Here is an 18,399-nt window from a genome sequence, read left to right as displayed (position 1 = left end):
AAACATCATTAACCGGCTACTACCAGCTGATTATCTAATAAGCGTGCTCGGCCCAACCATGCTGCTGCCAAAATAATTAAATCTTGTTTGTTATTAGCAGATACCTTATCTAACTGAGTGGTCTTTACTTCCAAATAATCAATGATAAAACCAGCCTTGCTAAGACGTTCACGAGATTGCGCAACAAGGACGCTCAAGCCTTTTTCGCTATAACTTTCAGCTATTATCTGTTGAGCTAAAGATTGTAATTCTTGATGCAAAATCGGGGCTATCTCTCGCTCTGAGGGGCTTAAATACTGATTACGCGAAGATAAAGCCAAACCATCAGGCGCACGCACAATAGGCGCAGCAATAATGTCAATCGGATAACTTAGATCACGAACCAACTGTTTAATAATAGCCAGTTGCTGATAGTCTTTTTGACCAAATATGGCCGCATCAGGCTGGACAATATTGAATAGTTTGGAGACTACAATGCCGACACCATCAAAGTGCGTCGGACGTGATTTTCCGCATAACTCGGTGGTAATAGCGCCTGCACTGATAATAGTCGGCGGCGGTAATAACTCGTACATCTCAGCAACGCTCGGCGCAAACACATAATCGGTATCAACGCTAGCCAACTTTGCCACATCGGCATCAAGCGTACGTGGATAACTATCAAAGTCTTCGCCAGCCCCAAATTGAGTGGGATTGACGAAAATACTAACCACTACAATATCGGCATGCTGTTTCGCTATTTTGACCAGCTCAAGATGGCCTTCATGTAGATTGCCCATCGTCGGCACTAAAGCGATTTGTTGTTCACTACGATAAGGGCGTAAAGCCGCTTGCAGGGCTAAAATATCATGATAAATAATAGGCATTAATCACTCTTTTTATCTCAAAAAGGTCTTATCTTAGGTAAAAATTTAGGGTTTATTGGGGCATGTTAGTCAAACTGATGCTGTTTGGTGGGAAAGCTGCCTTCTTGCACCGCTTGTTTATAAAGTGCGAACGCCCCTTCGATACTATGTTCGGTGTTGCGCTCATCAGTTAAGAAGTCATGAACAAAACGCGGTACGCGGCCATGTACCATTCCCAGCATGTCATGCATGACTAATACTTGACCATCAGTATCTGCGCCGGCACCAATACCAATGACTGGCACCTCAACAGACTCGGTGACCTTTTTAGCCAGTTCAGCTGGTACACATTCTAATACCAACAATGCTGCGCCCGCACCTACTACCGCTTGAGCATCATTGAGGAGTTTATCGGCAGCTTCATCACTACGGCCTTGGATTTTATAACCACCGAACACATTGACCAGCTGCGGAGTCAGTCCTAAATGCACACAAGTTGGCGTACCTGCCTGCGCTAAAGTTGTCACCAGATCACAAAGCTCGCTACCACCCTCAATCTTGATAACTTGGGCGCCCGCTTGCATTAGTTTTCGGCTATTAGTTATGGCTTCTGGGAGGGTGACATAACTCATAAAAGGCAGGTCAGCTAAAATTAGCGCATGCTCATTGCTACGAGCGATATTCGCCGTATGATAAACCATATCCTCGATAGTTACGGGCAAGGTTGAGCTGTGCCCTTGTACTACCATGCCCAGACTATCACCGATCAAGATAGTATCAATCTGCGCTTTATCCATCAAGCGAGCAAACATAGCGTCATAGCAGGTCAAACAAGTAAATTTGACCCCTTCTTTTTTGAACTTATTTAAAGTAGATAGCGTTGTCATATAACCCTCAATATCTCTATATCAGCTAGTCTATGCTCACTAGCAACTTAATCAGCACTCTGTTAGTAGCTTTAGCCCTGTCCAGTCTGCACTTGCTGCATAGTCATTTATTGGTTTACCAGCGATAGTCAGCGCTGGCGCCAGCTCTCGTAATGGTACCAATACAAAATTGCGTTCGGGCAAGCCAGCATGAGGAACCGTCAGTTGCGGCGTAGCAATCTGCTTATCACCATAAAGCAAAATATCAACATCGAGACTGCGTTCCCCCCAACGGCGCAGACGGGCACGCTTGGCTTGCTGCTCTAACTGCTGACAAAAAGCCAAAAGCTCAAATGGCGTTAAAGTGGTCTCAAATCCTGCTACTGCATTGACAAAGTCAGGCTGATCTTGCGGGCCCATGGGGGCTGAGGCATAAAAAGAAGAGACCCTCACCTCGCGCACTTGCTCATGAGCAGCCAAACCTGCGAGTGCTTGTTGCAAATGCTCTACAGGTGAGCCCAGCTCATTGGCTAAGTTGCTACCTAACCCTACATAACCAACGACCCACTTAGGCTGGTGCTGATTATTACCCTTTTCAGCAACGACAGCACAATCGTTAGAATCCACACTATCGCTAGAGCGATCTCTATTATCGCTGGAATTATTCATAGTTATAGCTTTATTCTATTCAATTTGTGGTGATGCGTATTAAATACTGTTACTAAGCACTGTCACTAAGCATTGCTACTGGGCTGACGGCGGCGGCGCTTCGCTGGTACAGGCCCCTTTTTATTGACAGATAGTGTCTGACTAACCGGCTGCGAGGTTGCCTTGCTATTATCAGTCTTATTAGCACTAGTTTTAGGCGGCTCTACAACTTTTGGGGCTTTTTTTTGATACTTAGTTTTGGCTTTAACTGAGTTATGGCTATTACTGTCCGGCGTAGCACTAGGTTGGCGACGACGACGCTTATGAGGTATCGGCTCATTACTCAAGCTCACCAATTGCGGTGTTTGCGCCACTTTGGTAATTCTATCAGCAGCTTTGTCAGCAGCTTGTTGTTTATCAGACGGTTGCGACTGAACTGGCTTATCGCTACTTTGTTGGTCTTGAACTACTTGAGCGGCTCTAGTCTCAGACTGGGTATCTGCCGTCTTTACATTACTAACGGCTTTGCGGTCGCCCTTAGTATGAGTCTTGTTCTCACTAGATGACTGCTTATTTAGCGGCGGCACTACCCGTTCTTGCTCAATGACAAACAAAGGCTCGGGCTTCGAGGTGCGCTGCTGGTCTGAGCTTTGATGCTGGCTATTAACCAGCGATAGCGCTTGCAGCTGCGCAAGCTCAGCATTATCCTGCTTAACCTGTTCATTACTAGGGTACTGATTATTAGCAGATTTTTTGCTAGTAGCTTGCTTGGATTTGACTGGCGATTCTGTTGGCACCGCACTATCTTCAGGACGGCGACGGCGCTTTGATGGGATGCTTGCAGTATCATTCATCGCTTGCTCAATAGTTGATTTAGCACGGCTTTGTTTGGAATCCTGATAAGTTTTGGCGTCATCTTGCTTTGCATGACTGTCCATAGCCTGATGATCAGGTTGCTGTTGACGGTTACGTCCGCGACCACGCTTCCCTTGTTTATAAGCACCGCGGCGAATATTCTCATCAAAATCTTCAATAGCTTGTTGCTGCTCTTTTTCAGACAAGGTTTGATAAGTCTGCCACCACTCGCCCATCCCATTAGTCGATTCAGACAAAGGATGCTCGGCATCACCGCATTGCTCGCGCAGTAATAAAAAGTCAAAACCAGCTCGAAAGCGCGGATGCTCGGCGAGCTGTTCAATCTGTTTACTACGCGGAGCAGATAGCTTAGGCTGTAAAATCCAGATATCACGGATAAACTGCTCGGCAAATTTAGGAATAGCGGTCTTAATACGCTGGCGATCAACCACTTTATGAGCAGCATGCAGTTGTGCTTCGGCAAAGGGCATATTGCGCTTCTTGGCCTTTTCTAATTGGTGCAGGTAATTCTCCCACAGTAGTGCAGCATAAAAGAAAGCAGGGTTGATACTCTTGCCAGCAGCAATACGTTTATCGGTATTGATAGCTACTTGTTGAACCAAAGCGCTCGGCTCAGAGGGCGGGTAAATAATCAAACTATCAATCGCACCCGATTCAAATAACAGGGGCAGTAAAGGCACTAAATAACCGCCAGTAAACATCTTTTGGGTCTCATCATAGAGACGATGCGGCGATATTTGTTCGAGCAGCGCCCAATTATCATCGTGGAACTGCTCGGAGAGCTCTTTATCAAACTCAAAACCCAATTTCGCCTTGAAACGTAGCGCGCGTAATAAGCGTACCGGATCTTCTTCGATACGGACTGGCGCATGACCTAACAGGCGAATGGTCTTATTTTTAATATCTTTCAGCGCGCCACAAAAATCATGCACCACGCCTTTTAATGGCTGATAATAAAGCGCATTGATAGAAAAATCACGACGAGCAAAATCTTGCTTGATATCGCCCCAAACATTGTCACGCAGAATCATGCCATCTTGATTGGTATTGGCATTATTATTGGGCGGACCACGAAAAGTCGCCACCTCAATCAATTCACGGCCTGAGTATACATGTGCCAACTGGAAGCGCCGACCAATGATGCGGCAACGTTTACCAAAGACGTCTTTGATTTCATGCGGCTTGGCATCAGTAACGGCATCGAAGTCTTTGGGCTGCAGGCCTAACAAAGTGTCACGCACACCGCCGCCTACGATATAGGCCTCAAAGCCTGCACGGGATAAAGTGGCAATCACTTCGGTAATAGAATTGGGTAATTCAGATTTATTCAGTTCTAACTGCTTGGCGGCACGCTCGGCCATGCATCTACTCCTCGCCGGTATTCTTAACCACCCTTGATGAACCCAGCGTTCAACAGGCGGATGTATAGGATAGTCTAACAAATTTTGGGCTTGCTAGGTGGGTTATGATAATGACTATATGCTATTTAAAAAAAAATAATCAACCATTAATAAGCAAACATAGGCTAGTTAGTCTTGCACTTGTAAGCGTGCTCTATTTTTTTCTATAGTTTTAGCGCCGATACCTTTGACCTTTGCTAATTCATCAATCGTCTTAAACGGCCCAAACATCTCACGATATAAGATAATAGCCTGAGCCTTACTGCTGCCAATTCCATTTAAAGAGGTCAGCTCGCCCTCATTAGCCCGATTTATATTTACCCCCATTTGGGTACGAGCTTGCAGCTCTAGTTTTTCTTGTTGCAATAGATAGTTATAGGCACTTTGTACATTATCAAAACATGGCTCTGCTTGAGCATTATGACTATAAGCTATTGACATAAATGCGCCAATGATAAGGTAAAGATAAAAATCCGTGCGCTTACGCTTATTTTTAGCGTTCATGCTGTTTGGCTGACTCCCATAACGCATCCATCTCGCTTAAATGACTATCTTCAAGGCGTTTACCTCTAGTCTCTAGTTGCGTTTCAATGTAGCCAAAACGTGATTTGAATTTATGAACACAAGTAAGCAATGCCGCTTCCGCATCTAGATCCAGTTTACGTGCCACATTGACTAAGGCAAACATACAATCGCCTAATTCTTTTTCGATATCAGCGATATTAGCTTCTATCTCAGCTTGGGATTTATCCAATAGTTCGCTCTTTAATTCACTTATTTCTTCATCAAGCTTAGCAAATGCGCCGCTGACATTTTGCCAGTCAAAGCCCAGTTTTGAAGCTTGTTTTTGTAAGGACTGCGCTTGCATTAAAGCGCTCCCCGCTTTGGTTGCATCTAAACGCCGACGGGGCTTGCCGCGAGCTGCTCGTGCTTCATTTTCTTCCGCTTTAATCTCGTCCCAACGGGCTTTTACCGCCATTTCATCTTTTAGAGTTTCACGTTCAAACACATGGGGATGCCGGCGAATCAGCTTTTGTTGCAAGGTGGTGATGACATCGCTGAGATCAAAGCGGCCCTGCTCAGCATAAAGCTGGCAATGAAAAATGACTTGTAACAACACATCGCCAAGCTCGCCTTTGATATCCTCATCATCGTCTGTTTGTACCGCCTCGCCGAGCTCATAAGCTTCTTCGATAGCATAAGGAATTAAACTATGATTGGTCTGTTTTTTATCCCACGGACAGTCTACTCGCAAGCGCGCCATTAATGCTAAAAGGTCATCAAGCTCTCCGGTAGCAGCAGGCGTGCCTTTTACGGGCTGAGGCGGTAAAATTTGTTTGTCTTTCATCATTATAGATACTCTTATATTTTTTTATTTATTCTGATCAGCTCGCAGCAAAAACACATGACGGCAATGAATCCAATTAGCGGTTAGTGTATCATTGTCCTTATCGTCAAACTATTTCTAACCCATTGTTAATTATAATCAAGTATAAGGAATATTAAGCTGATGTCTATTTCTGCAGCGAAAAGCCCTTCAATCACAAGCCCTACAACTACAAGCTATGAGCCCGCGGCTGAATTTACGCCTATTACTATAGACTCCTTTAAAGCTTATGATATTCGTGGTGAGCTTGGGACTGATCTCGATGAAGCGATTGCTTATCGTATTGGGCGTGCCTTTGCGCAAATACTATATCAGCGTTATAAAAATGAGCAAGCTGATGATACGGCAGATTTACAGCCTGCCATCATTATCGGTAGCGATATTCGCCACTCAAGCGAAGCTCTCAAACAAGCAACCATCAAAGGCATTATCGATGCTGGCGTCGATGCGATTGATTTGGGTATGACCGGTACTGAAGAGGTTTATTTTGCCACCAGTCATTATCAAGCACTTGGCGGTATCGAAGTCACGGCAAGCCATAATCCTATTAACTACAACGGGCTAAAGCTGGTCAAAGAACACTCAAAACCCATTAGCGGCGATGATGGTTTGGCTGAGATTCAGGCTCTAGCCGAGTCAGGACAATTTACTACTAATAATAAAGCAGGCGAGTTAAAGCTATTGACCGATAAAAGCGCTTACGTTGACCATATCATGAGCTTTATCGATACCGCTAAACTAAAACCATTAAAATTGGTTATCAACTCAGGCAATGGTAGCGCAGGCCCTGTGGTCGATTTATTGATTGATAAACTTGAGCAGGCAGAGTCACCGATTGAGGTCATTAAACTGTATCATGAGCCTGATGGTAGCTTCCCCAATGGCATCCCCAATCCCATGATTCTAGCCAATAGAACCGCTACCCAGCAAACGGTTACCCAACATCAAGCGGACTTAGGCATTGCCTTTGATGGCGACTTTGATCGCTGTTTTTTATTCGATGAAAAGGGCGAATTTATCGATGGCAGTTACGTAGTGGGCATGCTGGCGCAAGCGTTTTTGAATAAGTATCCGGGCGAATCTATCGTCTATGACCCTCGTGTCATCTACAACACCGAAGCCGTGATTGCCGCGCACCATGGCAAAGGTGTGATTAGTAAATCTGGACACTCCTTTATCAAGCAAGTAATGCGTGAATCTGGCGCTATCTATGGCGGCGAGATGTCCGCTCATCATTATTTCCGTGACTTCTTTTATTGCGATAGCGGCATGATTCCGTGGTTATTAACCATTGAGCTGTTATCCATTACCGGCAAAACCTTGTCAGAATTGGTTACCGGTTATATCAGCGATTATCCGAGCTCAGGTGAGCTTAATTTCCGTCTAACTGACCATGATGCTAACACCATCATCGCCAGCATTGAAGATAAATACAGCGCCCAAAACCCTGAAAAATCAACTTTGGATGGTTTAAGTCTAAACTTTGGCGAATGGCGCTTTAATTTACGAGCCTCTAATACTGAGCCACTGATTCGCCTAAACATTGAAGCCCGTGGCGATGAACAGCTGCTGGCGACTAAGATTGAAGAGATTGAGCAATGGCTTGAGTCTCAAGGAGCGGTAGCCGCTTAAATTAAGCCTAACCTAAATAAAAAGAGTGTTGGTTATTAAATCAACACTCTTTTTATTTAGGTACTTTTAAATTAATTATATAGTTAACACGTTTTAAAATAGGTACAGTGCTTATTTAGTACGACCAATACCTCTATAATCTCCTACCAAGTCGCCTATTTGCGAGCGAGTTAGTGCATTTTGGGCATCAAATATAGGTATTGCTTGCTGGTTAAGTCTGGCAATATCTAACCTATCTTTCGCAGACCAACTAATGATGAAAATAGCCTGTGCCTTATCAAGCGCTTGATAAGGGCTTTCAATCAGTTGCAACAGCGGCTGCTGTCCATAACGTTCAGCCAATTCAGGCTTGGCTTTATCGCTATAAACCAGCGTATGAATATTATACGACCACAATAATTCAAGCAAAGGATGAATAGCGGATCCTGCAGTACGTCCTGATCCTGGCTTATAGCTGCCACCCCAAATCATCACGGTTTTATTATCGATAAAGCCATCAAAATACTGCCAAAACTTACGGAATATCAGCTCTTTTTGATCTTCGTTGATATGCATAACTGACTCTAACAACGGCATGCCCACACGTTTATCTTGCGCAGATTGCTTGAGCTTAGTCAGCTCAGTCGGTAATGTATTACCTCCAAAGCCCCAACCTGCTTGTAAATAACTGCCGCCAACACGCGCATCAAGTCCCATAATTTGGCTGACTCGCTGGATATCAATATTTTGGCTATCCGCTAAGCGCGACATCTCATTCATAAAGCTTACGCGAGTAGCTAGCATCGCCATGATACTACTACGCGCAAACTCTATCGTCGCAATATCAGCGTTATGATAAGCACGAGCCTGCTGCATTAAAGGCTGGAGTGCCGTTAGATGTTGGCTACTATCGGGGGTTTTCTCACCTAGTAACCATATTGAGGGCGCTAGCATTGAGCTATAAGCTTCACCGTCTTGTAAAAAAACAAAAGGAATATAGTATACCCACGCCCGTTTCAAACGCTCGGCCAGCGCTGCAAGCTTACCTAGAGGCTCAATACCGCTCATGATAATCGGCTGGCTCTGCTGTTGGCTTTGGTTAAAGGCATTAATCCAGCTAGCATTTTGCCACTGCGACTTTATATCATCCAAAAACAACCAATAAAGGGCAATTTGTGAGTTGTCATGCTCATTAGCCGTCTCATAGGTGGTTATTAAAGCTTCAGCGCTAACGGGTAAGGGTTGACTAGTAATTTGTTGCTGCTGAATATAGAGCTGCCATAATGCTTGCAAGTGATGCTCAAAACTATACTGCTGCAAACGTTTTGCAAGCTTATCTTCATCAGCGTAAATATGAACTTTTTGTCCCAAACTTGCCAACACTACGGCGCTGGTAATGGCTTCAATACCATGGCCAATAAGGACACAAATTTTAGATGTGTTAGAACCAGTGACGAAATCAGAGCTCATACCTTTACCTTTTGTTTTTTTATAAGAGATAATGCTATTAGCATATAGTCGATACATTTTAAAATAACATAGCGCTCAAACTGGTATAAATTTTACTGGCGTGCTGTATCTACACTGACAGAAGCTGGGTAAAATTTATACCAGTGCGCACTCAAATCTATGTAGCCGTTTTACTTGCAGCTGACTATGCACTCTAGAGCCTCTAAGACAGCTGATTGATATGCGCGAGCAGCTGATTGGTTGAGCTATCAAATTGACCGCTACTTTCTTGCTGCAAAGCATTATAAACCGTCTCTGCCATCTGCTTACCCATCTCAACGCCCCATTGATCAAAGGGGTTGATGTTCCAAATACTGGCCATCACATAGACTTTATGCTCATATAGCGCAATGAGCGACCCCAAACTATGCGGCGTCAACTTATCAAGTAAGACCGTGGTTGACGGCTGATTACCCCGGTAACGCTTATACTTGTCGGCTGCGCACGCTGTAGTAGCATCATCGACGATAGCAGCATTACCAAAAGCTAAAACTCGACTTTGAGCCAAGCAATTTGCCAGTGATAATTGATGCTGTTGTTGTAGCGATGCATTTTGTGAGTCATCATTATAATGGCGCACGCAGGCAATAAAATCGCAAGAGACGTGCTGGGTTCCTTGATGCAAGAGCTGATAAAATGCATGCTGGGCATCGGAGCCAATCTCGCCCCACAGAATAGGACAGGTATCATAATCGATACGAGTGCCTTCATGCGTCACTGACTTACCATTACTCTCCATCTCCAACTGAGTCAAATAACTAGGCAGATATTTGAGTCTGCCATCGTAAGGCAACACCGTATGTCCATGAATGTGCAAAAAGGTACTGTTCCAAACGGCAAGCAGCCCTAATAATACCGGTAGATTATGCGCAAATTCAGCATGAGCAAAATGCTCGTCCATACTATGCGCGCCTGCCAGCAGTTCCCGAAATTGGCTCATCCCAATACGCACAGCAATAGCTAGCCCAATTGCCGACCATAAAGAAAAGCGACCACCAACCCATTCCCACAGCTGCAGTTGATGCTCAGAGTGAATTCCCCATGCACTCATTTTTTCGCTATTGGCTGATATGCCAATAAAATGCCGACGTAGCACGCTGTCTTCAGTACCTGCTCGCAGTTTTGCCGTAGCCAGCAGCCATGACAGCGCGGTCTTAGCATTAGATAAGGTATCAACGGTACCAAAAGATTTAGAAGAAATGATAAAAAGCGTAGTCTCAGCATTTAAGCGTTTAAGCAGATTATCAAGCTGCGATCCATCCATGTTTGAGACAAAGTGCACCATAATGTCAGTATCAGCCCATTCATCCAGGGCAGTAGTAGCCATCAACGGTCCTAAGTCAGAACCACCGACCCCAATATTGACCACATCGGTAATAGCCTTACCCGAAAACCCACGCCAAGTACCATTCCTGATACGTGCTGATAAACGCTCTACTTGCATCAAACTGTGGTGCACATCAGCAACGACATTCTGTTCTGCTAACTGTAGCTCGGCATTTTCGGGCAAACGCAGCGCGGTATGCAGCGCCGCTCGCTGCTCACTGCTATTGACCATTGCGCCTTTTAATAACGCCTTAATACGACCTTGCAAGTCACAGCTATCAGCAAGGTTTAATAAACTTGCTAACACCTTATCGTCGATACATTGTTTGCTATAGTCCATATATAGCGCACCAAACTGCGTACTAAAACGTGTGGTACGCTCATCATCTTGAGAGAACAGTTCGGTCAGTGACCACGACTGCTTGGCAAGCGCCTGTAGATCCGCCCAGTGGCTAGAATCACGTGCATTATTAAAAGCTTTAGCGTCCATTATCATACTCATTTATTAGTCATCGTTAGCCAGTTGCTGCTTTGCAAAATAAATAAATGCTTGCATATAGGATTTCATATCACCAGCATCATAGCTGGCGCCGCACATGGTAGTGACATTGACGCCATGTTCGCTAATCAAGGCATCGATAGCATCGGTCAGTTGAATCTCACCGCCAACTGACGCTGTAGTGTCAGCTAAATAGTCAAAAATTTGATTGCTAAATACATAACGCCCAACGACGGCTAAATTAGAGGGCGCTTCTGCTAAGTTAGGTTTTTCCACAAAACCTGCGACCTTAAAGCTGGCGTTGATCGGGGTATCATCGCTATTAATTTGCCCATTATCGGCGCTAAGCTTTGCAATACCGTATTTATGCACGTCTTCATCGGCAACTTGATCTACTAATATCTGTGAGTGTCGATCTGCTTCAAAGCGCTTAATCATAAAAGCCAAATTATCAGTTTGGCTGTCGGTAGTAAAGGGATCAAGTACCACATCCGGTAGCAGCACCGCAAAATCATGCTCACCAATAATCGGACGCGCGGCCAATACCGCATGACCCAACCCTAACGCCCTGCCCTGACGTATCATCGATACAGTGACGTCATCGGGTAGCCAGTTTAAGCTATCCGCCAGCGCTTCTTTACCTTTACGGCGCAGTTGGTCATCTAATTCAGCATTGATATCGAAATAGTTTTCAATAGCGCTTTTTTGTGCATGTCCGACCAAAACGATATGTTTGATACCCGCAGCAATTGCTTCTTCGACCACATAATGAATCGCTGGACGATTGCCCAGCGGTAACAGCTCTTTGGGCACCGATTTCGATAAGGGCAGCATACGAGTACCAAAGCCTGCCACCGGAATAACCGCATGAGTAATTTTTTTCATAGATTTAAGTCACATATTTAAGATGGATTAATTTAAAATGTTTAGTAATTTCAATGTTAGATAGCAGTCTATTATTAAAGAGACTATCAATCTATGACGTGCTATAGCCATTAGGGTTATTGCTCTGCCAGCGCCACGTATCGGCGCACATGTCCCTAATAGAGTGCTTAGCTTCCCAGCCCAAAAGCGCCTTAGCTCTGTCGGCACTGGCGTAACAGCTGGCTATATCCCCAGCCCGGCGCGGCGCAAACTGATAAGGAATATCTTGCCCACTCACTTGGCTAAACGCATCCACCAGCTCTAATACTGAGCTGCCTTTTCCTGTTCCCAAATTAATGGGCAAAAAGCGCACTGGATTATCCTGACTCTGCAAATAATCCAAAGCGGCAACGTGACCTTGAGCCAAATCCGTCACATGAATAAAGTCGCGCACACCGGTGCCATCGACCGTAGGATAATCATTACCAAAAACACTAAGCTTAGCCAGCTTGCCCACCGCTACTTGGGAGATATAAGGCATTAAATTATTCGGAATATCATTGGGATCTTCACCAATCTGACCTGAAGCATGAGCGCCTACTGGGTTGAAATATCTCAGGGTGACTAGACTCCAATCTTTATCCGCTACCACTAAATCCTCGAAAATGTGCTCAACCATGAGTTTACTTTGGCCATAAGGATTGGTGGCAGAACGCGGAGAGCTTTCGTCAATGGGAAGGGTTTCAGGATCACCATAGACGGTTGCTGAGGAGGAGAATACGAAGTTCTTGACGTTATGAGCGCTCATGACTTGGAGTAGATTGATAGTGCCGCTGACATTATTATTATAATACAGTAGCGGCTTGGCGACCGACTCGCCTACTGCTTTTAGCCCTGCAAAGTGAATCACCCCAAAGAATTGATGAGCGTCAAATACTTGGCGCAATAGCTCACTATCAAGGATATCACCTTTAATAAACTCAACAGGCTTGCCGATAATATGAGCGACTCTATTGATAGCTTCAGGACTACTATTAGACAAATTATCATAAATAACGATATCATAACCTGCTTCATGTAGAGCAATACAGGTATGCGAGCCAATATAACCGGCACCGCCAGTCACTAATATTTTGTGCTTCATACAATCATCCAAGTTAATACTAAACAAAAAAAAGACACCCCATTGTAGGAGTGTCTTTAAAGTATATCAATACGGCTTGGCTAGTTTCTTACCAAACTTATATATAGTCAAAGGATTGAATAGCTTACCAACCAGTAACTTCTTTCAATTTATCACCGATTTTTGATGGATCGCGAGTATAAGCGATACCAGCATCTTCAAAGGCTTTAAACTTCTCTTCAGCCGTACCCTGGCCGCCAGAGATAATGGCACCAGCGTGACCCATACGCTTACCAGCAGGAGCGGTAACCCCAGCGATATAGCCGACTACAGGCTTGGTAACGTTTTCTTTGATATAAGCTGCTGCTTCTTCTTCAGCGGTACCACCAATCTCGCCAATAAGCACGATCGCTTCGGTTTGTGGATCATCCTGGAACAGTTTTAGCGCATCGATTTGGTTCATACCAGGAATAGGGTCACCACCGATACCGATACAGGTTGACTGACCAAAGCCCAGCTTAGTCGTTTGGGCTACTGCTTCATAAGTTAACGTACCCGAGCGTGAGATGATACCTACTTTGCCCGGCAAGTGAATATGGCCTGGCATAATACCAATTTTACATTCGCCTGGAGTAATAACGCCTGGGCAGTTTGGACCTACCAAACGTACATCACCTGCTTCTTCTAAGTAGCGTTTGGCTTTTAGCATATCGATAGTTGGTACGCCTTCAGTGATCACTACAATCAGCTTAACGCCAGCATCGATAGCTTCAACAATTGAATCTAAAACGAATGGGGCAGGAACATAAATGACTGAAGCATCGGCTTGAGTCTCATTCATCGCTTCTGCCATCGTATTAAATACCGGCAGACCTAAATGCGTCTGACCGCCTTTACCAGGGGTAACACCGCCGACAATTTTGGTGCCATATTCGATAGCTTGCTCAGAGTGGAATGTACCGTTTTTACCGGTAAAACCTTGTACCAAGACTTTGGTATTTTTATCAATTAATACACTCATTATTTTTTCCTTGTATTCGGTTGTCTTGTAATAGCGCTCGTCAGCTTATAGTTTATTAAATCATAACCAAGTTATTTTTAGGCTAAAAGAGACACTATTACGCTTTGACTGCTGCACTTATCTACTTAAAACTTGACGTTAAAAGATTAAGCTTTTACAGCATCGACGATTTTTTGAGCCGCGCCTGCTAGGCCTTGGGCCGAGATAATTTTTACATCAGACTGCTCTAGGAGCTCAATACCTTTTTCAGCGTTATTACCTTCTAAACGCACCACAACCGGTACTTGTACGTCAACTTCTTTAACTGCGGCAATGATAGCTTCTGCAATCATGTCACAGCGTACGATACCACCAAAGATATTGATTAGGACGCCTTCAACACTACTATCTTCTAGGATAATTTTGAACGCTTCAACTACGCGGTCTTTAGTAGCGCCGCCGCCAACGTCTAGGAAGTTAGCTGGTTTGCCGCCATACAGCTTGATGATGTCCATAGTAGCCATAGCAAGGCCTGCACCGTTTACCATACAGCCAATATTACCTTCTAAAGCCACATAGTTTAGGTCAAACTCAGCTGCTTTTAGCTCACGCTCGTTTTCTTGGGTTTTATCTTGCAGCGCTGCAATTTTAGGTAGACGATATAAGGCGTTTGAATCGATACCAATTTTGCCATCCACACAAACGATCTCGCCATTCTCACGTACGGCAAGTGGATTCACTTCAAGTAAAGCAAAATCATTTTCAATAAATGCTTGATAAGCACCTGACATTATTTTTACAAACTGATTGATCTGCTTGCCTTCTAAACCCAATTTAAACGCTACTTCGCGCGCTTGATAAGGCATAAGACCAACTAATGGATCAACGGTTACTTTAAAGATTTTTTCTGGCGTTGAGCTAGCCACTTCTTCAATATCAACACCACCTTCGGTTGACGCCATAAAGGTAACTCGGCGTGTAGAGCGATCAACAACCGCACCAAGATATAACTCAGTTTGCACTGGATACATATCTTCTGCGACCAATACGAAGTTGACAGGCTGGCCGTCAGCATCGGTTTGGAAAGTTACTAGATTGGTACCGATAAGCTCGTCAGCCACTTGCTTAGCTTCTTCACGAGTTTTAACGACTTTTACCCCACCTGCTTTACCACGGCCACCAGCATGAACCTGGGCTTTAATTACTGCCATATCTGTAGGCGTTTTATCAAAAGCAGCAGCGGCTTCTTCACCACTATAAGCGGTAATGCCTTCTTGAATGGGCAGCCCGTAGCTTTTTAATAGCTCTTTTGCTTGATACTCATGTAAATTCATTGATTGTATCCTTTATTTTTTATCATTAATAAAAGTAAAAACAGGTGCCTGACAATATATGTTTAGCACCTTAGAGATCCTTACTATTGCACTTACTAACTTATTAGACCATTAATTAGGCTAGCAGTAAGTGCAATAACGGGTTCAATAACTATTGTTATTTGCGTTTTTTACGCTGAATAGCGTGAATAGCACGGCCATCTGCAGATAAAGCCGCTTCATGCACCGCTTCTGAGATGGTGGGATGAGCAAAGGTCATTAGTTGCAAGTCTTCGATGCTAGAGACAAACTCCATCGCAATCATACCCTGATGGACAATGTCGCCGGCGCCAGCGCTGATAGCATGCATACCCAGTAAGCGGTCAGTTTTGGCATCGGCAACGACTTTTATAGAGCCTTGCGCTTCACTTTGTGCCAAAGCACGACCATTAGCAGCTAGGTTAAATGAGCCGGTTTTGACTTCATAACCCGCTTCCTTCGCTTCTTGTTCGTTTAAGCCGACCCAAGCAATCTCTGGATGAGTATAGATAACGTTGATGATAGTGTCATAATTGACCTGAGCTTTTTCACCGTGAATACGCTCTACGGCCATCATGCCTTCTTCCATCGCTTTATGCGCTAACATTGGACCACGTACTAAGTCACCGATAGCATAAACGCCGTCTAGATTGGTTTTGCACTGATCATTAACTTCAATTAGACCACGCTCAGTAAGCTGTAGACCACTGTCCTCACCCAAGAGCTTCTCAGAATAAGCACGACGTCCTACACAAACAATGAGCTTGTCAAAAGTTTCTTCTGCTGACTCGCCTTTTTTCTCGCTAGTGACTACAACTTCATCACCCTTAACTTCAGCGTTGGTTACTTTGGTATCAACGCGGATATCAAGGCCTTGCTTTTTGAGCAACTTACCGGCTTCTTTAGCCATGTCTTTATCAGCGGCCGCTAAAAACTCAGGTAATGCTTCATAAATGACCACTTCGCTACCGAGACGACGCCATACTGAACCCAGCTCAAGTCCAATAACGCCGGCACCAATGACACCTAGACGCTTTGGTACTTCGGTGAAATCAAGTGCGCCTGTTGAATCAACAATACGCTCACCATCAGTTTTGGCAACTGGAATATCAATAGGCACTGAACCCGCCGCTAGGATGACATTTTTAGCGGTGATAGTGCTTTCGGCTTCATCTTCAAGAGCGGTAAATTTGACTTTTTTATCGTCGCCCTTACCATCTACCAAGGTACCCCAGCCTTGCAACCAATCAACGCCATTGCCTTTCAATAGGGCAGCAACACCGCCGGTCAACTGCTTAACAATACCTTCTTTACGCTCGATCATTTTTTCTACATCGATAGAGACGTCGCCAGTACTGATGCCGTGCTCCTCAAGCTCATGCTTGGTGGCCTCGAAACGATGCGAGCTATCTAGCAAAGCTTTTGATGGAATACAGCCGACGTTCAAGCAAGTACCGCCAAGTGCAGGCTCACCTTTATAAGTACGTTTTTCGATACAAGCAACGCTCATACCAAGCTGGCCTGCGCGAATAGCGGCTTCATAACCACCAGGACCGCCGCCAATGACGACTAGATCATAATTGTCTTTCATAGTACGTTCCTTTTCTATTTTTTAGTTTTAATTAGGATTTAAAACATTAAATTGTTTATTGATAAGTAAAAAACTGAAAATCAGCTGCTGACTCTGTAGCCAATACGCTACTTTATACAGATGCTTTATAAGTTTCTTATAGGAATTGCAGAATATTGGTTCAGTCTAAAAGGTAAAAAGCTTGTATCAGCGGTTGCCAATACAAGCTTAGAAGCTTATAGATCTAGTAGTAGCATCGCTGGGTCTTCAACCAACTCTTTGATAGTTGATAAGAATAATACGGCTTCTTTACCATCAATCATACGGTGGTCATAAGAAAGAGCGAGGTACATCATTGGTAAAATCTCTACTTTACCATCGACAGCCATAGGACGCTCATTAATCGCATGCATACCTAAAATAGCGGTTTGTGGTGGGTTCAAAATCGGCGTAGACATTAGCGAACCAAATACACCACCATTAGAGATCGTAAAGGTACCGCCTGTTATTTCGTCTAGACCCAATTTACCGTCTTGCGCTTTACCGCCAAGCTCACGAATTTTACTCTCAACATCCGCCATGCTCATCTGATCAGTATCACGTAATACAGGCACTACTAGACCGCGGTCTGATGATACAGCAACCCCGATATCATAAAAGCCATGATAAACAATGTCATCACCATCTAATGACGCATTAACTGATGGGAAGCGCTTTAGAGCCTCAGTAGCTGCTTTTACGAACAGTGACATAAAGCCTAGGCGTACACCATGACGCTTTTCAAACTGCTCTTTGTACTTAGTACGCATATCCATAAGCGGCTTCATGTTGACTTCATTAAAGGTAGTCAGCATCGCTGTTTCTTGAGTCGCTGCCAATAGACGATTAGCTACTGTTTTACGCAAACGTGTCATTGCTACACGCTTTTCAGTACGCTCACCCGTTGACTCAGCAACTGGACGACCACTATCAGACTTAATAGAGCTATCAGCTTTTAGAGTAGGATTAGCCATATCAGACTTAGTTACTCGTCCGCCGCGGCCGCTACCTTCAACTTCTTTAGGATCGACACCGCTCTCTTTGGCCGCTTTACGTACCGCTGGGCTTTGATCTTTATGATCGGCATCACCCTTTTTGTCAGTCGCTTGTACTGGCTCACCGCCATCTGCAGCCTGTTTTTTCTGTACAGGAGCGGCTGGCTGATCTGGATCTACGGCTGGTGCTGAGTCTTCACTGTCACCTGTAGTACCGCTTGCACCTGCTTCAAACTCTGCAATCAAATCATTTGATTCGACGGTATCATCAACTTGCTTAACAATCTTGGTCACTACACCGTCATCAGGTGCAACTACTTCTAGTACTACTTTATCGGTTTCAATTTCAGCCAATAGATCATCACGACTAACTTGCTGACCTTCAGAAACATGCCATTCAACGATTGTACCGTCGGCAACCGACTCTGGAAACGCGGGGGCATTAATATCAGCCATCGAAATACTCCTTAGATTTAGATTTTACTATTT

Annotated in this window: 15 protein-coding genes; 1 reads left to right on the top strand and 14 read right to left on the bottom strand. The window is 44.4% G+C overall.

Annotated elements, in window-relative coordinates; genetic code table 11:
• Positions 1-8: 8 nt before the first annotated feature.
• From panC to mazG, 6 genes are all read right to left on the bottom strand, one after another.
• Positions 9-866 (bottom strand): pantoate--beta-alanine ligase, encoded by an 858-nt coding sequence (panC, locus tag JMX18_RS10615; protein ID WP_201587602.1) that lies wholly within the window; start codon positions 864-866, stop codon positions 9-11.
• A 65-nt stretch (positions 867-931) separates the two neighbouring features.
• On the bottom strand, positions 932-1,732 hold the full coding sequence (panB, locus tag JMX18_RS10610; RefSeq protein ID WP_201587600.1) for a 3-methyl-2-oxobutanoate hydroxymethyltransferase: 801 nt from the start codon (positions 1,730-1,732) through the stop codon (positions 932-934).
• Between the two features lie 51 nt (positions 1,733-1,783).
• Entirely contained in the window at positions 1,784-2,380 is a 597-nt protein-coding gene (gene folK / locus JMX18_RS10605) for a 2-amino-4-hydroxy-6-hydroxymethyldihydropteridine diphosphokinase (RefSeq protein WP_201587598.1), read from the bottom strand.
• A gap of 65 nt (positions 2,381-2,445) precedes the next feature.
• The gene (gene pcnB / locus JMX18_RS10600; protein ID WP_201587596.1) at positions 2,446-4,596 is read right to left on the bottom strand and encodes a polynucleotide adenylyltransferase PcnB; all 2,151 of its coding nucleotides are present in this window, start codon (positions 4,594-4,596) and stop codon (positions 2,446-2,448) included.
• Positions 4,597-4,764: 168 nt separating this feature from the next.
• The gene (locus JMX18_RS10595; RefSeq protein ID WP_227674634.1) at positions 4,765-5,076 is read right to left on the bottom strand and encodes a ComEA family DNA-binding protein; all 312 of its coding nucleotides are present in this window, start codon (positions 5,074-5,076) and stop codon (positions 4,765-4,767) included.
• A 52-nt stretch (positions 5,077-5,128) separates the two neighbouring features.
• The gene (gene mazG, locus JMX18_RS10590; protein ID WP_406947371.1) at positions 5,129-5,983 is read right to left on the bottom strand and encodes a nucleoside triphosphate pyrophosphohydrolase; all 855 of its coding nucleotides are present in this window, start codon (positions 5,981-5,983) and stop codon (positions 5,129-5,131) included.
• A gap of 162 nt (positions 5,984-6,145) precedes the next feature.
• Between mazG and JMX18_RS10585 the strand changes: the two genes are divergently transcribed.
• The gene (locus JMX18_RS10585; RefSeq protein ID WP_201587592.1) at positions 6,146-7,654 is read left to right on the top strand and encodes a phosphohexomutase domain-containing protein; all 1,509 of its coding nucleotides are present in this window, start codon (positions 6,146-6,148) and stop codon (positions 7,652-7,654) included.
• A 111-nt stretch (positions 7,655-7,765) separates the two neighbouring features.
• Here JMX18_RS10585 and JMX18_RS10580 read toward each other — a convergent pair whose 3' ends face one another.
• The 8 genes from JMX18_RS10580 to odhB form a co-directional block, all read right to left on the bottom strand.
• Entirely contained in the window at positions 7,766-9,103 is a 1,338-nt protein-coding gene (locus tag JMX18_RS10580; RefSeq protein ID WP_201587591.1) for a UDP-glucose/GDP-mannose dehydrogenase family protein, read from the bottom strand.
• A 202-nt stretch (positions 9,104-9,305) separates the two neighbouring features.
• Positions 9,306-10,970 (bottom strand): glucose-6-phosphate isomerase, encoded by a 1,665-nt coding sequence (gene pgi / locus JMX18_RS10575; RefSeq protein WP_201587590.1) that lies wholly within the window; start codon positions 10,968-10,970, stop codon positions 9,306-9,308.
• Positions 10,971-10,973: 3 nt separating this feature from the next.
• On the bottom strand, positions 10,974-11,852 hold the full coding sequence (locus tag JMX18_RS10570; RefSeq protein ID WP_201587589.1) for a UTP--glucose-1-phosphate uridylyltransferase: 879 nt from the start codon (positions 11,850-11,852) through the stop codon (positions 10,974-10,976).
• 91 nt (positions 11,853-11,943) lie between these two features.
• On the bottom strand, positions 11,944-12,975 hold the full coding sequence (gene galE, locus JMX18_RS10565) for a UDP-glucose 4-epimerase GalE (RefSeq protein WP_201587588.1): 1,032 nt from the start codon (positions 12,973-12,975) through the stop codon (positions 11,944-11,946).
• 124 nt (positions 12,976-13,099) lie between these two features.
• The gene (gene sucD / locus JMX18_RS10560) at positions 13,100-13,975 is read right to left on the bottom strand and encodes a succinate--CoA ligase subunit alpha (protein WP_201587586.1); all 876 of its coding nucleotides are present in this window, start codon (positions 13,973-13,975) and stop codon (positions 13,100-13,102) included.
• 146 nt (positions 13,976-14,121) lie between these two features.
• Positions 14,122-15,288 (bottom strand): ADP-forming succinate--CoA ligase subunit beta, encoded by a 1,167-nt coding sequence (sucC, locus tag JMX18_RS10555; RefSeq protein ID WP_201587584.1) that lies wholly within the window; start codon positions 15,286-15,288, stop codon positions 14,122-14,124.
• 157 nt (positions 15,289-15,445) lie between these two features.
• Positions 15,446-16,897 (bottom strand): dihydrolipoyl dehydrogenase, encoded by a 1,452-nt coding sequence (lpdA, locus tag JMX18_RS10550; protein WP_201587582.1) that lies wholly within the window; start codon positions 16,895-16,897, stop codon positions 15,446-15,448.
• Positions 16,898-17,112: 215 nt separating this feature from the next.
• Complete coding sequence (gene odhB, locus JMX18_RS10545; RefSeq protein ID WP_201587580.1) at positions 17,113-18,366, bottom strand: 2-oxoglutarate dehydrogenase complex dihydrolipoyllysine-residue succinyltransferase; 1,254 nt, start codon at positions 18,364-18,366, stop codon at positions 17,113-17,115.
• Between the last annotated feature and the right edge of the window lie 33 nt (positions 18,367-18,399).

It is taken from the genome of Psychrobacter jeotgali (assembly GCF_904846315.1).
Lineage (GTDB): Bacteria > Pseudomonadota > Gammaproteobacteria > Pseudomonadales > Moraxellaceae > Psychrobacter > Psychrobacter jeotgali.
The sequence above is the reverse complement of the archived record's forward strand: the minus strand, read 5'-3'. Positions and strand labels throughout refer to the sequence as shown.

What these genes read in the sequence shown, in the direction of transcription:
- panC (WP_201587602.1), bottom strand. Translation starts at nt 866, where the DNA reads ATGCCTATTATTTATCATGATATTTTAGCCCTGCAAGCGGCTTTACGC.
- panB (WP_201587600.1), bottom strand. Translation starts at nt 1,732, where the DNA reads ATGACAACGCTATCTACTTTAAATAAGTTCAAAAAAGAAGGGGTCAAA.
- folK (WP_201587598.1), bottom strand. Translation starts at nt 2,380, where the DNA reads ATGAATAATTCCAGCGATAATAGAGATCGCTCTAGCGATAGTGTGGAT.
- pcnB (WP_201587596.1), bottom strand. Translation starts at nt 4,596, where the DNA reads ATGGCCGAGCGTGCCGCCAAGCAGTTAGAACTGAATAAATCTGAATTA.
- JMX18_RS10595 (WP_227674634.1), bottom strand. Translation starts at nt 5,076, where the DNA reads ATGTCAATAGCTTATAGTCATAATGCTCAAGCAGAGCCATGTTTTGAT.
- mazG (WP_406947371.1), bottom strand. Translation starts at nt 5,983, where the DNA reads ATGAAAGACAAACAAATTTTACCGCCTCAGCCCGTAAAAGGCACGCCT.
- JMX18_RS10585 (WP_201587592.1), top strand. Translation starts at nt 6,146, where the DNA reads ATGTCTATTTCTGCAGCGAAAAGCCCTTCAATCACAAGCCCTACAACT.
- JMX18_RS10580 (WP_201587591.1), bottom strand. Translation starts at nt 9,103, where the DNA reads ATGAGCTCTGATTTCGTCACTGGTTCTAACACATCTAAAATTTGTGTC.
- pgi (WP_201587590.1), bottom strand. Translation starts at nt 10,970, where the DNA reads ATGAGTATGATAATGGACGCTAAAGCTTTTAATAATGCACGTGATTCT.
- JMX18_RS10570 (WP_201587589.1), bottom strand. Translation starts at nt 11,852, where the DNA reads ATGAAAAAAATTACTCATGCGGTTATTCCGGTGGCAGGCTTTGGTACT.
- galE (WP_201587588.1), bottom strand. Translation starts at nt 12,975, where the DNA reads ATGAAGCACAAAATATTAGTGACTGGCGGTGCCGGTTATATTGGCTCG.
- sucD (WP_201587586.1), bottom strand. Translation starts at nt 13,975, where the DNA reads ATGAGTGTATTAATTGATAAAAATACCAAAGTCTTGGTACAAGGTTTT.
- sucC (WP_201587584.1), bottom strand. Translation starts at nt 15,288, where the DNA reads ATGAATTTACATGAGTATCAAGCAAAAGAGCTATTAAAAAGCTACGGG.
- lpdA (WP_201587582.1), bottom strand. Translation starts at nt 16,897, where the DNA reads ATGAAAGACAATTATGATCTAGTCGTCATTGGCGGCGGTCCTGGTGGT.
- odhB (WP_201587580.1), bottom strand. Translation starts at nt 18,366, where the DNA reads ATGGCTGATATTAATGCCCCCGCGTTTCCAGAGTCGGTTGCCGACGGT.